The 14088-nt window shown below is 73.5% G+C and carries 10 protein-coding genes; 4 read left to right on the forward strand and 6 right to left on the reverse strand.

What is annotated here, in order from left to right:
* The first annotated feature begins 23 nt into the window (after window positions 1–23).
* The 3 genes from ACTOQ2_RS08675 to ACTOQ2_RS08685 all read left to right on the forward strand — a co-directional run bounded on the left by ACTOQ2_RS08675 (window position 24) and on the right by ACTOQ2_RS08685 (window position 4878).
* Window positions 24–959 (forward strand): S66 peptidase family protein, encoded by a 936-nt coding sequence (locus ACTOQ2_RS08675; RefSeq protein WP_440099161.1) that lies wholly within the window; start codon window positions 24–26, stop codon window positions 957–959.
* 39 nt (window positions 960–998) lie between these two features.
* Window positions 999–1928, forward strand: a complete 930-nt coding sequence (locus tag ACTOQ2_RS08680) for a hypothetical protein (protein WP_440099162.1) — start codon at window positions 999–1001, stop codon at window positions 1926–1928.
* Between the two features lie 259 nt (window positions 1929–2187).
* The gene (locus ACTOQ2_RS08685; RefSeq protein WP_440099163.1) at window positions 2188–4878 is read left to right on the forward strand and encodes an Hsp70 family protein; all 2691 of its coding nucleotides are present in this window, start codon (window positions 2188–2190) and stop codon (window positions 4876–4878) included.
* A 76-nt stretch (window positions 4879–4954) separates the two neighbouring features.
* On the opposite strand, the gene ACTOQ2_RS08690 is transcribed toward ACTOQ2_RS08685, so the two are convergent.
* From ACTOQ2_RS08690 to yczE, 5 genes are all read right to left on the reverse strand, one after another.
* Window positions 4955–6883, reverse strand: a complete 1929-nt coding sequence (locus ACTOQ2_RS08690; protein ID WP_440099164.1) for a dynamin family protein — start codon at window positions 6881–6883, stop codon at window positions 4955–4957.
* Window positions 6884–6938: 55 nt separating this feature from the next.
* Window positions 6939–8828 carry a dynamin family protein gene (locus ACTOQ2_RS08695; protein ID WP_440099165.1) on the reverse strand — a complete coding sequence of 630 codons (1890 nt, stop codon included), beginning with the start codon at window positions 8826–8828 and terminating at the stop codon, window positions 6939–6941.
* A 179-nt stretch (window positions 8829–9007) separates the two neighbouring features.
* The gene (locus ACTOQ2_RS08700) at window positions 9008–9262 is read right to left on the reverse strand and encodes a hypothetical protein (RefSeq protein ID WP_362685896.1); all 255 of its coding nucleotides are present in this window, start codon (window positions 9260–9262) and stop codon (window positions 9008–9010) included.
* 170 nt (window positions 9263–9432) lie between these two features.
* Entirely contained in the window at window positions 9433–11193 is a 1761-nt protein-coding gene (locus tag ACTOQ2_RS08705; RefSeq protein WP_440099166.1) for a glycoside hydrolase family 15 protein, read from the reverse strand.
* 9 nt (window positions 11194–11202) lie between these two features.
* The gene (yczE, locus tag ACTOQ2_RS08710) at window positions 11203–11847 is read right to left on the reverse strand and encodes a membrane protein YczE (protein ID WP_440099167.1); all 645 of its coding nucleotides are present in this window, start codon (window positions 11845–11847) and stop codon (window positions 11203–11205) included.
* Window positions 11848–11922: 75 nt separating this feature from the next.
* On the opposite strand from yczE, the gene yczR reads away from it, so the two are divergent.
* A complete protein-coding gene (gene yczR / locus ACTOQ2_RS08715) occupies window positions 11923–13359 on the forward strand; it encodes a MocR-like transcription factor YczR (protein ID WP_440099168.1) in 1437 nt (478 codons plus the stop codon).
* 97 nt (window positions 13360–13456) lie between these two features.
* On the opposite strand, the gene ACTOQ2_RS08720 is transcribed toward yczR, so the two are convergent.
* Window positions 13457–14068: a trimeric intracellular cation channel family protein gene (locus tag ACTOQ2_RS08720; protein ID WP_440099169.1), complete on the reverse strand. Its 612-nt coding sequence runs from the start codon at window positions 14066–14068 to the stop codon at window positions 13457–13459.
* Window positions 14069–14088 lie beyond the last annotated feature (20 nt).

Below are 14088 nucleotides of genomic sequence, written 5' to 3' on the forward strand. Positions count from 1 at the left end.
CCCAGTGTGGCACCGTTTGCGGAGTGAACGAACCGGCTGCCGGGATACCGGTCCCGCCTCCGCCGCGTCCGGGCGACACGGTGGCGGTGGTCGCCCCGTCCGGACCTCCCGATTCCGAGCGGCTGGCGCGCGGCATCCGCGTCCTGGAGGGGCTTGGGCTGAAGGTCGTCGTCGGTGCCCACGTCCTCGACAGGGATCGCTACCTGGCGGGCTCGGACGCCGGCCGCGCCGCCGATCTGCGGGACGCCTGGTGCGATCCCGCGGTGAGCGCGGTGTTCTGCGCCCGCGGCGGCTACGGCGCCACCCGCCTCCTCGGCCAGCTCGGCCGCCTCGACTGGGACGCCATGCGGGCCGCCGGCCCCAAGGCGCTGGTCGGCTCCAGCGACGTCACCGCCCTGCACAGCGCGTTCGCCGTGGAGCTGGGCGTCGCCTCCTGGTTCGGGCCGATGCCGGCCTGCTCCACGATCAGCGACCCCGAGGGGCCCGAGCCGCGCACCTTCGAGAACTTCACGGCCGCCCTCGCCGGATCCCCGCCGGCGATCGGCGGCGACCGGGTGATCGTTCCAGGCGACGTCACGGCGCCGGTCACCGGCGGTAACCTCAGCCTGCTGGCCGCGCTCTGCGGCACGCCGTACGCGCTGTCGGCGCGGGGCCGGATCGTGCTGCTGGAGGACGTCACCGAGGCGCCGTACCGGATCGACAGGATGCTCACCCAGTTGCTGCAGGCGGGGGCGCTCGACGGGGCCGCCGGGTTCGTCCTGGGGTCCTGGGTCGGCTGCGGCGACCCCTACCCGGTGCTGGAGGAGCTGCTCGCGCCGCTCGGCGTACCGGTTATCGCGGGGCTTCCGATAGGGCATGGAAAGCCACAGTTTTCTGTATTGCTCGGGGCACTTGGTGCTATTGATGCAAAATCGTGCTCTCTGACCTACTCAACAGGGGGCGCCGACCAGGCACGCTAGGTGCGAACCTAGGAGGAAACCGGCAGAGGGGACGCACGCGTGAGATTGTTCCGGCGGCACCGTAACCGGCGAACCGAGACGCCCCCGCGTCCGGTCGAAGAGGTCGATCTCGACTCCCTGCTCGCCCTGGTCGCCGACAATCTCGGCTATTCCTGCGCCTTCGACCCCGGCGGCGCGGCCCTGACGCTCACCGGCCCGCGCCGGGTCGTGGTACGGCTCACCGGGCTGCGCGCCGAGGCGCTCCGGCGCTCCCGCGAGGACTGGCCCGTCCTCGTCTCCGAGCACCTGTCCCACACCCTGGCCACGGCGGACGAGCCGTTCGACGCCTGCGACCTGGAGCAGGTGCGCCCGATGCTGCGGACCCGCATCCAGCTCGACGACGACCTCGACCCGGCCCGCGTGGTTGGGCGCCACCTCACCGCCGACCTGGTCGAGGTGCTCACCGTCGGCGACGCCTCCGCCGGGCGCACGGTCCGCCCCGAGGAGGTCGGCTGCTGGCCGATCACCGCGGGCCAGGCGCTCGACCTGGCCCTGGACAACACCAACCGGGAGGAGCGGCTCTCGGTCACGGAGGGTGACCTCGGCGGTGTGGCGGTCCGCAGGCTGACCGGCCCCACCGAGGGCGCCGCCGCCCACCTGCGCAGGCTGGGCGACTACCTGCCGGTTCCCTCCGACGGGGTCCTCGTCGCCCTGCCCGACCCGGCGACGCTGATCGTCCACCCGGTCGAGGGCATCGGCGTGGTCCGCGCGATCGAGCGGCTGCGGCTGTTCGCCCAGCGGGAGTTCGACAGGCGCGCCGGCGCCCTCAGCCCGCAGGTCTACTGGTGGCACGGCGGCCGCCTCTCCCTGATCAGGGCCGACCTGGTCAGCCAGGACGGGCAGACCCGGCTGGTGGTCGCGCCCCCGCCGGACTTCGCCCGGGTCCTCGCCGCCCTGGCCGTCCGCCCCGACGGCGCCACCGGCGGCTGACCCGCCCCCGCGAGGACGGTCACCCGCGTCCCGGCCGGGGGCCTGTTCCCGCGCGGCTTCCCATGTGGCTTCCCCGTGCGGCGGAATCGTGAGCCGTGGAGACGGCACCGGCGCGGGCGCGAGATGATGAGGACGCTCCCGCGCCTGTCCCGGCTGCCGCCGACGCTCCGGGTCCTGGATCGGTACCGGCGCTCCGGCCCGCGCCCTGGCCGTGGTCGCCGGACGCGGGATGATGGGTCCTGATCTTCGAGGAGTGGACATGGCGCAGTGGTGCCTCGGTGTCGATCTGGGGACGAGCTTCTCCGCCGGGGTGATGGCGGCGGAAGGGCGCTTCGACGTCCTGGAGGTCGAGGGAGAGCGGCGCATCCCCTCCGCCGTCATGCTGGACGAGCGGGGGACGCTCGTGGCGGGCAGGATCGCCCAGCGGGGCATCGCGATCAGTCCCGAGCGCGTCGAGCGCAACCCCAAACGCTACGTCGGCCGGGGCCGGATGCTGCTCGGCGGCGTCCCGGTGGACGTGGCCGACGCCCTGGCGGCGCTGCTCGAACTGTTCGTCAGCGAGGGGCGGCGGCGGTTCGACGGCGCCGAACCCGACTGCATCGCGCTGACCCACCCGGTGGCCTGGGGCGCCGACCGCAAGGCGGTGCTGCTGGCGGCGGCGAGGAAGGTCGTCAGCGGCGTGCGGATCGCGCTCATCGACGAGCCGGTGGCCTCGGCCCGCTACTTCGCGTCCGCGGGGCGGGCGACCGGCGGATCGCGCCTGGCCGTCTACGACCTCGGCGGCGGCACGTTCGACGCGGCCGTGCTCACCGTGGACGGCGGCGACTTCGCGGTCGTCGGCGAGCCGGGAGGCAGTGACGAGATCGGCGGCGAGGGGTTCGACGAGCAGGTGTTCGCGTTCCTCGGCGCCCAGATCGAGCGGCTCGACGCCGACTGGTGGCAGCAGGTGACCACCAACCCCGAGCGCCGCTACGTCAGCTACGCCGCCGACCTGCTCAAGATGGCCAGGGAGGCGAAGGAGACGCTGTCGAAGTTCGACACCTCCTCCCACTACGTGGTGGGCATCAACGAGGACGTGCACATCACCAGGGCCGACCTGGAGGACCTCATCGGCGAGGAGATCGTCAGGACGGTCGACATCCTCGACGAGACGATCCGCGGCGCGGGGGTCGAGTCGGACGACCTGGCCGCGGTGTTCATGACCGGCGGGCCCAGCAGGATGCCGCTGGTCCAGAAGGCCGTCCGCGAGCGCTTCGGCGAGCGGGTCAAAACCTACGACGACCCGAAGATCGTGGTCGCCTACGGCGCCGCGCAACTGGCCTGGAAGCTCAAGGTCGAGCACCGCGAGCCCGGCCGGGGACCCGCTCCCGCCACCGGCGGCCACCCGGTGCCCACCGGCACTTCCGGCGCTCCCGGCACCGGGCGGGTCTCCGGTACGGGGCAGCGGGCCTTCACCGGCCCCGCGGCGGGCTCCCCGGTCCCCGCGGGCGGCCCCGCCGGGGGCCACCGGCCTCCCGGCGCGCCGGTCCCCGGCCCGCGGGCCTTCACCGGTCCTGCGGGCGGTGCCACCGGGGACCACCGGATGCTCACCGGTCCCGAGGACGGTGCCACCGGCGGCCACCGGGTCCCCACCGGCCCGTCAGGGGGCCCAGGGGGCGCCGGGGGCCCTGGGGGTGCTGCGGGCCCTGGGGGTGCTGCGGGTGCTGCGGGCGGGCCCACGGTCCAGGGGATCGAGAAGGTCACGGACGCCGTGCTGGAGGCGCGTGCCGAGGCGGGCCGGGTCTTCGTCCACCAGGCCTTCGACAACGGCCACCTCCTGCGCAGGCTCGACGGGATCGGCGGCCGCCACGACCGGGAGCTCCGCTTCGGCAGGCTCGTGGAGTGGGCCGCGTCCGGAGAGGGCGTCGTCGCCGTGGAACAGGTGGGGCCCGCGCAGGTGCTGGTCCGCACCCTCACCCCCGACCTGGCCGTCCGCGCCACCCACCCGCTGCGGATGTGGGGCGACCCGACCGTGATCGCCCATGGCCGTACGGCGTGGGTCTTCTTCCAGCCCCGGCAGGCCGTCCCCGTCGACACCGCGATGGGCCTGCCCTGGGGGGAGACCGGCCACCTGGCCATGATCGAGCTCGACCTGGCCGGGACCTTCGCCTTCCAGGCCCCCCAGCCGCGCGAGCTGGGCCCGTACGCCCGGTGGTTCCTCAACGAGGACAACAGGCTGCGCCGGCTGCTCGACCAGGAGGCCCCCAGCGGCACCGAGCCTTCGTCCTCGGTGGGCGCGCCGGGCTGCACCGTGGTGCTCGGGCAGTTCGGCGGCAACAAGCCGATGTTCCAGAACCGGCACCAGGACTTCAGGCCGTGGCAGGTACTGTGCCTGGTCGACCCCGGCGGCGTCGTGCGCCCGACGGTGCGCGAGCCGGGGCGGAGCTGGCTGCATCAGGTGGTCCTGCACCAGGGCAGGTGGTTCACCTCCGGCTCGGCGGGGCTGGAGGCCGACACCGCGGACGGCAGGACCAGACTGGTCATGCCGCGCCCCCGGGGCGGCGCGCTGCGCTGGTTCCCCGCCGGCCGCCAGATCTACGCGGTCGGCGTCGACCAGGTGAGCCCGGCCAGGGGCTGGTCGGTCGGGATCTTCGACCAGCGTTCCCAGACGCTGGAGTTCCTGATGGGCAAGCAGTCGGCGACGCTGGCCGGTCACCTCACCTCGCGGCACCGCTGGGAGCGCCCCAGGTTCGTCGCCGACGGCGACTCGATGTGGATGACCATGCGGGACGCGGGCCGCAGCAGGCTGCTGCACGTCACCCCCGGCGGGGCGCGGGAGGTGCACCGCACGCCGGGGACGTTCGAGCCGGCCGCCCGGGTTCCCACGGGCCTGCTCTGCCTGCACCGCCCCGCCGACGCGACCGGCGCCACCCGCGACCGGCCCGCCACCCTGGTGCACCTGCCGCTCTGACCGTTCACGGCCCCCGCCGGGGGCGGGGGGCCGTGACGGTTCCACGGACGCGTCACGCCTCCGTCCCGGTCTCCGGTCAGGTCGTCACGGCGGGCATCGGTCGTTCCGCGCCCAGTGCGGCCACCGCGGCGGCGAGTTCCGCGCGGAGCTCCTGGCCGCGCGTGGTGAGGGTGCCGATCGCGGCGATGCGGTCCTCGCCCGACTTGCGAGCCTTGAGACGGTCGGCGGCCGAGCGGGCGGAGGCGGACTTCAGCTCGGCCCGCCGGGTCTCCAGCTCCCTGCGGCGCCGTGCCAGGCTCTCGTCCGCGGTCTGCTCGACGCCCACCCGCCAGGTCGCCACCATCCGCTCCAGGTCGAGCGTCATCTCCCTGGCGATCACCGAGAACTGGTCGCGCAGCGCCCCCCTGATCGCCGCCTGGCTGCGCTGCACCTTCTCCATCGAGCGGCGTCCCATGAAGATGGCCGCCCCGATGGCCGGGGCGACCAGGATGAAGCCCACCGGGCCGAGCAGGGCCGTGGCGAAGCCGCCCAGGGACAGCCCGATCGAGGCCGAGGGCAGCACGTCCCGGATCAGGTCCACGCTGCCCGGGTCGTCTGCGGCCTGGTCGCCCCTGACCTGGATCTGCGTCAGGCTGGGCATCGCGCGACCGTCGGTGGCCAGGTCCACCGGGTCGAGGCCGAGGTCGCGGGCGAAGGCGTCCAGCGTGGTCCTGGCCAGCGTCTCCACGTCGTAGACGATCTGCGACCACGCCGCCTCCAGGGAGCGCTGCACGCTCTCCGGCAGCTCCGCCATGTACTGGTCGATCTGGGCCTGCTTCTTCAGCGTGGCGATCGTGTTCTCGTACGGCTGGCGGATCTCCGACACCCGCGCCGCCACGATGCCCGCCACCTCGCGCCCGAGGAAGGTGTTGGCCACCGCGCCCGCCCTGCGGCGCCCCGCCAGCGCGGTGAGCTCCGCCAGACCGGCGTCCACCTCGGCGAGCCGGGCGGTGACGTCGCCCTCGTCGCCGGAGCCCACGGCGACGTCGTCCTTGGCGCCGGTCGCCAGCGAGCCCAGCACCGACAGCGCGGCGGCGACCACGGTGGCGCCCCGCGCGGAGTCCCTGCCCTCGGCGAAGCCGCGCAGGTGCCGCTCCAGCACGTCCATGCCGCTGCGCGCCCGCAGGGTGTCGGCGCGTTCGGTGCGCCCCTCGCGCCGCTTGGCCTCGGCGGCCTCGGCGAGCTTGGCGCTCACCGGGATCCACGGCGCCTCCAGGAGCGGGGCCAGCGTCGCCGCCCTGCCGGGACTCGCCGCGATCGCCTCGGTGACGAAGGTCCTCAGCCGGGCCTGGTTCTCCTCCTGCAGGGCGCGCCAGTTGGCCGAGTCCTCCACCTTCGTCAGGACGAACGCGATCGCCTGGACCCGCTCGGCGGCCTCGGCGAGGAACTCCAGCTCGTGCCTGAGCACCGGCTGGTCCTGGGCGCTGAGCGTGAACAGCAGCGCGTCGGCCCGCTGCAGCATGGCCACCGTCACCTGCCGGTGGCCCACCGTCAGGCTGTCCACGCCGGGGGTGTCGAGCAGCCGCAGACCGTCGAGCAGCGGGTTGTCGAGGGTGATGTCCACGCTGACGACGTCGCGGCGCTTGCCCGCGTCGCCGCGCATCGAGGCGTAGTCGGGGATCGACTCGACGGTGATCGGCGTCTGGACCGGCCCCGCGTCGGTACTGCGGTGCACGACGGCGGCGAGCCGGGGGCCGCGCCGCAGCGACAGGAAGCAGTTGGTGGCGACGTCGGCGTCGACGGGGAGCAGGTCGGGGTGGGCCACCAGCGTGTTGAGCAGCCGGCTCTTGCCGCGCTTCTGCGCCCCGGCGACCACGATGTCGGTGCACTCGTCCTTCCAGCGGCCCGCGCACGCGGCCAGCACCTCCGCGAGGTCCTTCCTGCCGCACTGCCCGGCCAGCGCGTGGACCTCGTTGGCGTAGCGCAGCAGCCTGGCCACGGGGCCGGTCGGGTCGGGGGTCGTCATGGTCGGTCCTTTTCTCCTGTCGGGGATGGTCGGGTGTCGCGGGGGGTGTGCCGTCTCAGGAACCGTCGCCGTAGTGCGCCCAGATGGTCTCGTACGCCTCGCACAGCGTCTCGGCGGCCCGCCGCTGCCGCAGGGAGAGCGGCCGGTGGGTGAGGGTGCGGAACCGGGCGCCCAGGGCGGCGGCGTAGCCCGCGACCTCGGCGCGCGGGGTCCCGGGCGGCGCTCCGAGCTGGGTGGCCAGCTCGGACCCGGCGAGCAGGAGTTCCAGCGCCCGCCGGTCGTCGGCGGGGACCATGGGAGAGGCCCGCAGCGCCTCGATCGCGGCGGGGTCCACCCGGACCCGGGGGAGCGGTTCGCCGCCCCCGCCACCGGCGAAGGACGTTCGCCCGTCCCGCGCGGTCCCGTCCGGTGCCGCCGCCTCCGGAGCGGCCTTCTCCGGTGCCACCTCGTCCAGCGCCGCCGAGACGAGGTCCTCCAGGACCGTCAGCACGTCCCTGGCCCGCTGCCCGCCGGTCCTGCCCTCGCTCATCATGGCGAGGGTGCGCCAGCGCATCGACGCCGCCGTGGCCGCGGCGGCGATCTCCGCGGGCGCGGCCCCCGCAGGCAGGCCGAGCTGCTCGGCGGGCTCGTCGTGGCGGGCCAGGCGCAGCAGCTCCGCGGTCATCTCCTCGTTCAGCACGAGCGTGCCGCGGCCGAGCGCCTCGGCGGCGGTGAAGATCCGCAGGCCGCCCAGGGAGGTCGCGATCGGCCGGTTCTCGTCGAGCTGGGCCGCCAGCGCGTCCAGGGTGGCGCGGTCGGCCCCCAGCGCGGGCGTGCGGGCGATCGCGCGCAGCCTGGTCAGCGCGTCGAGCGCCTTCAGCTGGTCGGCGCGGCGGGCGAAGTGGGCGATGCCCGCGGCCACCGAGCCGGTCGCGGCCCGGCCCGCCGAGGAGTAGCCGGAACGCTCCAGCAGGTGGGCGGCGAGCGCCTCGGGGTCGGCGGTCCCGGCCGCGCGCACCGCCTCCACCGCGCTGGTGATGCCGTAGCGGTGCAGCCGCTCCACCAGCCGGTGCCGCACCTCGGCCGGTACGGGCAGCTCGGGCGCCGAGCGGAAGTCGTCCAGGTCCAGGAGGTAGTCCTCCAGGTCGTCCTCGTCGAGCCCGGCCAGCGCCGCCAGGGCCGCCGCCTCCTCGGTGCCCAGCGGGCGGGCCCGCGCGGTCTCGGCCAGCAGGCCGATCACCGGGACCACGTCGAAGACGGAGGTGCGCAGGTCCGCGTAGCCCTTGGCGGCGAGCCGCCTCGCGGTCGGCCACGGGTCGTCCTCGTCGCCGCGCCGGTCGACCTGGCCGAGCACGGCGAGGGTGTTGACGCAGCTCATGCCGCAGGCGTCGGTGAGCCCGCGGAACTCGGCGAGGGTGGTGTCGTCGAACTTCTGGACGTAGCGCAGCACGTAGATCATCGCCTGCGCGCGGTCGTCCTCGTCGCCCGAGCCGAACAGCATGCTCCTGGCCGCCCGCTCGTTGGCGGCCGTCACCGTGTTCATGCCGGGGGTGTCGACGATGGTGATCGTGCGCAGCGACGGCAGGTCCAGCGTGACCCGCAGGCGCCGGATCGCGGCCACGTCGACGCCGAACTCGGCGGGGAGCCGGTGTCCCGGCAGCAGCCGGGAGTGGGCCACCCCGCCGTCGGCGAGTTCGACCGTGATGTGGCCGTCGTCCTCGCCGTACTCGTACTGGGTGACCACGAAGGTGCACTCGCCCGCGTCCACCGGGGCGACGGGCAGGCCGAGCAGCGCGTTCACCAGCGTCGACTTGCCACTGCTCACCGCGCCCGCCACCGCGACCCGCAGCGGCGCGTCGAGGCCGGCGCGCACCTGCCTCACCCGCTCGCGCAGCTCCGCGCCGGAGAGCCTGGCCGCGGTGGTGTCGCACAGGCGGCGCAGCAGGTCCGCGGGCCCGGCGTTCACGCGTCACCGTCCCGGCCGCCCGGAACGTTCCCGCAGCCGGTCAGCGCCGGCCAGACCGGGAGCAGGGGAAGGAACGCGCGTCGGTCCCTCATCGCAAGCCTTCCTCGTCGGCCGCCCGTGTGACCCGGATCCGGGTCCCCCCTCGGTGAGATCACACGGGCTCGTGCCGCTTTCTCAGGTCAGACGGTCGGGAAGGGGCCCGCGGTCTCGGTGTAGTCGGCGACCCCGTCACCGTTCAGGTCGACCCGCGTCTCGTCGATGTAGCCGTCGCCGTCGTGGTCGAGGTAGACGACGTCGGTGACGCCGTCGCCGTCGGTGTCGTAGCGCTCCTCGTCGGCGAGACCGTCGCCGTCGATGTCGATCAGCTGGGCGTCGGTGCCTCCGTCGCCGTCGTAGTCGACCAGGTCAGTGCTGCTCACATCAAAATCGCTCATTGGTCCGATCCTTTCCGGTGGTGTTACATCGGATGAGAGTCACGATCGCACCGGATTGTTGCAGCCGAATCCCGGATTTCTTAGCAGATTTCCGAAAAGCAACCCCGTCCTCACGACCTATCCGGACTAAAAGGGATAAATGAGGCTGGAAGTGTTCGGACGTCGCCCGCTCAGCTGAGCGCGCGGGCGGTGTGGATCAGCGGAACGTGGCTGAACGCCTGCGGGAAGTTGCCGACCATCCGGCCGTAGCGGGGGTCGTACTCCTCGGCGAGCAGGCCGACGTCGTTGCGGAGCGACAGCAGCCGCTCGAACAGCTCGACGGCCTCGTCCTTGCGGCCGATCATCGCCAGCGCCTCGGCCAGCCAGAAGCTGCACGCCAGGAACGCGCCCTCGCCACCGGGCAGGCCGTCCACGTCGTTGTCGGGGGAGACCGGGTAGCGCAGCACGAAGCCGTCGACCATCAGCTCGCGCTGGATCGCCTCCACCGTCCCGACCACGCGGGGGTCCTCCGGCGGCAGGAAGCCGACGATCGGGATCAGCAGCAGGGCCGCGTCCAGCTCCTGCGAGCCGTACGACTGGGTGAAGGTGCCGCGCACCGGGTCGAAGCCCTTGTCGCAGATCTCGGCGTGGATGCGGTCGCGCAGGTCCTTCCAGCGCGTCAGCGGGGCGGGCTTGCCGAAGGCCTCCACCTGCCTGACGGCCCTGTCGACGGCGACCCAGCACATCACCTTGGAGTGGACGAAGTGCCGGCGCGGGCCGCGCACCTCCCACAGGCCCTCGTCCGGGTCGCCCCAGTGCTCCTCGACGTAGGAGATCAGCTCGAACTGCAGGGTCCACGCCCGGTGGTCCGCCTCGAGGCCCGAGACGCGCGACAGGTGCAGGGAGTTCATGACCTCGCCGTAGACGTCCAGCTGGAGCTGGTCGACCGCGCCGTTGCCGATCCTGACCGGCCGGGAGTTCTCGTAGCCGGGCAGCCAGTCGAGCTCCAGCTCCGTCAGCCTGCGCTCCCCGGCGACGCCGTACATGATCTGCAGGTCCTGGGCGCGGCCCGCGATGGCCCGCAGCAGCCAGGACCGCCACGCGCCCGCCTCCTCCAGGTATCCGGCGCCGATCAGGGCGTCCAGGGTCATGGTGGCGTCGCGCAGCCAGCAGTAGCGGTAGTCCCAGTTGCGGACGCCGCCGAGGTCCTCGGGCAGCGAGGTGGTCGGGGCGGCGACGATGCCGCCGGTGGGGGCGTACGTGAGCGCCTTGAGCGTGATGAGCGAGCGGACCACGGCGTCGCGCCACGGCCCCTGGTAGGTGCACTGCTCCACCCATTCGGCCCACAGCGTCTCGGTCTCGGCCAGCTGCTCGTACGGATCGATCTCGACGGGCCTCGGCTCGTGCGAGGGGTGCCAGGTGAAGACGAACGCCATGCTGTCGCCCTCGGACACCTCGAACCGCGCCCGGTGGGCGTAGTCGCTCCCCTCCAGCGCGACGGGGGAGTGCAGCCACACGGAGTCGGGTCCGCCGATGGCCTGCAGCAGGCCGTCGCTGCGGCGCACCCAGGGCACGATGCGGCCGTAGTCGAAGCGGATGCGGATCTCGGTGGCCATCTCCACCGTGCCGGACACGCCCTCCACGATCCTCACCAGGTCGGGGTTGGTGTGCCGGGTGGGCATGAAGTCGGTCACCCTCACCGTGCCGCCCGGGGTGTCCCACTCGCTCTCCAGGATGAGGCTCTCGCCCCGGTAGCGGCGCCGGGTGGCGCGCGGCCGCTCGGCGTGCGCGGGGCCGATCCACCACTGGCCGTTCTTCTTGTCCCCGAGCAGCGCCCCGAAGCAGGAGGGCGAGTCGAAGCGCGGCAGGCAGAGCCAGTCGATGGAGCCGTTCCTGCCGATCAGGGCAGCCGACTGCATGTCGCCGATGAGCGCGTAGTCCTCGATCCACATGACTCGAAGCTAACGCCTCCGCGCGGTCCACGGTGGCCTGGGGAGGAACTGGGCGCCCGGCCGCGTCCTGGGCATGAAGAACTGGCTCAGCGGCCCGATGGCGAGGGCGAAGACCAGCGTTCCCACCCCCACCGTCCCGCCCAGCAGCCAGCCCGCGGCCAGCACGGTGACCTCGATGACGGTGCGCGCCGCGCGGATGGACAGGCCGAGACGGTTCAGGCCGGTCATCAGGCCGTCGCGCGGTCCGGGGCCGAGCCCCGCGCCGATGTACAGGCCGGTCGCCGCGCCGGTGACCACGACGCCGAGCAGGAGGTACGCCCAGCGCGCGGCGAGGGCGTCCGGGGTCGGGAGCAGCCACATGGCCGCGTCGGCGAACAGGCCGAGGAAGACGACGTTGCTGAGGGTGCCCACCCCGGGCCTCTGCCGCAGCGGGATCCACAGCAGCATGACCAGGGCGCCCACGATGATGATCCAGGTGCCGATCGACAGGCCCAGGTGGATGGAGAGCCCCTGGTGGAACACGTCCCAGGGGCTGCCGCCCAGCCGCGACTCGATCAGCAGGGCGACGCCGACGCCGTAGAGGGCCAGGCCCGCGTACAGGCGGGTGAGCCGGTGGGGGAGGGAGACGAAGGCGGGCAGGGAGAGTTCGCTCATGATGGTGTTAATCGTTCAGGCCATCTGGCCGGACCAAAAGGGCCAATCGCTACAAGTGGCCTTACGATGGCCCGCATGGACCGGTATATGAGCGGCCCCCAGCTCGCCCGCCTCCTGTCGATCGACCCCACCGCCAGGCCGTACTACCGGGTCCTGGCCAGGACCGTGCGGTCACTCGTCCTCGACGGGCGGCTGCCCGTGCGGCTGCGGGTGCCCGCCGAGCGGCATCTCGCCGCGGCCCTGGGCGTGAGCCGCACCACCGTGACCGCGGCCTATGACCTGCTCCGCGAGCAGGGGTACCTGGAGAGCAGGCAGGGCGCGGGAAGCTGGACCGCGCTGCCCGACGCGGGCTCGCTGGGCGCGGACAACCCGTGGCTCGCCGCCGAGGGCGACGGGCTGCTGCCGATGCACGCCGCGGCCCCGAGCGCGATCTCGACGCTGCCCGAGGCGATCGCCGCCGCCACCGGCCGCTATCCCCGCTACACGCTCGGCATGGGCTACGACCCGGTCGGGATCGCCCCGCTGCGCCAGGCGATCGCGGCCCGCTACACCGCGCGCGGGGTGGCCACCCGCCCCGAGCAGATCCTCGTCACCACCGGCGCCCAGCAGGCCATCCACCTGGTGACCATGATGCTGCTCTCCCGGGGCGACCCGATGCTGGTGGAGTCGCCCACCTACCCGCACGTCCTCGACCTGGCCAGGATGCGCGGCGCCAGGATCGTCCCGGTCGGCGTCCCCGACGAGGGCTGGCGTGACCTGGAACTGCTGACCTGCGCGATGCGCCAGTCGGCCGCCCGCCTCGTGTACGTCATCCCCGACTTCCAGAACCCGACCGGGCACCTGATGGACGACACGGCGCGGGCGGCCCTCGCCGCCGCGGCGAGGCGGTACGGCACCACCCTGGTGGCCGACGAGAGCTGGGGCGAGCTGGCGATCGACGAGGTGCCCGGGGCCACGCCGCTGGCCGCGTTCGACACCGACGGCAGGGTGATCACCATCGGCTCGGCGTCCAAGCTGTGGTGGGGCGGGCTGCGTATCGGCTGGATCCGTACCACCGCCGCGACGGTCCGCCGCCTGGCCGTGCTCCGCGCCTCGGTGGACATCGCCAGCCCGCTCTTCGAGCAGCTGGTGGTGACCGAACTGTTCGAGGACATCGAGCGGGCCAGGGCCGAGCGGGCCCGCCTCCTCGGCGCCTCCAGGGCCGTCCTGGCGGCCGAGCTGGCGGCGCGCATGCCCGACTGGAGCTTCCTGACGCCCGCGGGCGGCGGCTCGCTCTGGGTGCGGCTGTCCGGCCCCTCGGCCGTCGCGCTGGTCGACGCGGCGGCCTGCCAGGGGGTCCGCCTGGCTCCCGGGCAGTGGTTCGGGGTGGACGGCACCCTGGAGGGGCGGCTGCGCCTCCCCTTCACCCAGCCGCCCCAGGTCCTCGTCGAGGCGGTGCGGCGCATCGCCGAGGCCAGGCGCAGGGGCGCGTACGGCACCCGCCCCGCCGACCCCCTCACCCCGGCCCTGTGAACTGGCTCCTGTGAACCGGCTCCCGTGAACCGGCTCCTGTGAACCGGCTCCCGTGAACCGGCTCCCGTGAACCGGCCGGGTGGGCAGAAGGCGTGGTTCAGTCCGAGGCGACGCCCCTGGCCAGCGGGGCCCGCAGCTTGAGCCGCACGGCCGCCATCCGCAGCCCGAAGACGAGGAGCGCGGCGGCCAGCGTGGCCGGCCAGCCGTGCAGGTCCAGGGTGTAGAGCAGTGCCATCAGCGCCGCGCCGAGCATGGCGGGCACCGCGTAGAACTGGCGGTCGTACAGCAGGGTGGGGATCTGCCCGGAGAGGACGTCGCGCAGGATGCCGCCGCCGACTCCGGTGGTGACCCCGAGCAGGGCCGCGTGCAACGGGGAGAGGCCGAAGGACATCGCCTTCCCGGTGCCGACCGCGCAGAACAGGCCGAGCCCGGCGGCGTCGAACACGTTCATCGCGGGCATCACCCGTTCGACCTGCGGATGCCAGAAGAACACGATCACCGTGGCCAGCAACGGCACGACCACGTAGCCGACGCTGGAGAAGGCCGCGGGCCGCACGTTCAGGATCAGGTCGCGCGCGATGCCGCCGCCCAGCGCGGTCATCTCGGCCAGTACGGTCATGCCCACCACGTCGAGCCGTCTGCGCACCCCGACGAGGGCGCCCGAGAGGGCGAAGACGAAGATCCCGACGAGATCGAGCACATGATTCACTGATGAATTATGCCATAAAC

Origin of the sequence: Streptosporangium sp. H16, assembly GCF_051918855.1 — a bacterium.
GTDB lineage: Bacteria > Actinomycetota > Actinomycetes > Streptosporangiales > Streptosporangiaceae > Streptosporangium.

Bases quoted from the DNA above. Each gene is read 5' to 3' on its own strand.
- ACTOQ2_RS08685 (WP_440099163.1), top strand. From the start codon at position 2,188: ATGGCGCAGTGGTGCCTCGGTGTCGATCTGGGGACGAGCTTCTCCGCC.
- ACTOQ2_RS08700 (WP_362685896.1), bottom strand. From the start codon at position 9,262: ATGAGCGATTTTGATGTGAGCAGCACTGACCTGGTCGACTACGACGGC.
- yczE (WP_440099167.1), bottom strand. From the start codon at position 11,847: ATGAGCGAACTCTCCCTGCCCGCCTTCGTCTCCCTCCCCCACCGGCTC.
- yczR (WP_440099168.1), top strand. From the start codon at position 11,923: ATGGACCGGTATATGAGCGGCCCCCAGCTCGCCCGCCTCCTGTCGATC.
- ACTOQ2_RS08705 (WP_440099166.1), bottom strand. From the start codon at position 11,193: ATGTGGATCGAGGACTACGCGCTCATCGGCGACATGCAGTCGGCTGCC.
- ACTOQ2_RS08690 (WP_440099164.1), bottom strand. From the start codon at position 6,883: ATGACGACCCCCGACCCGACCGGCCCCGTGGCCAGGCTGCTGCGCTAC.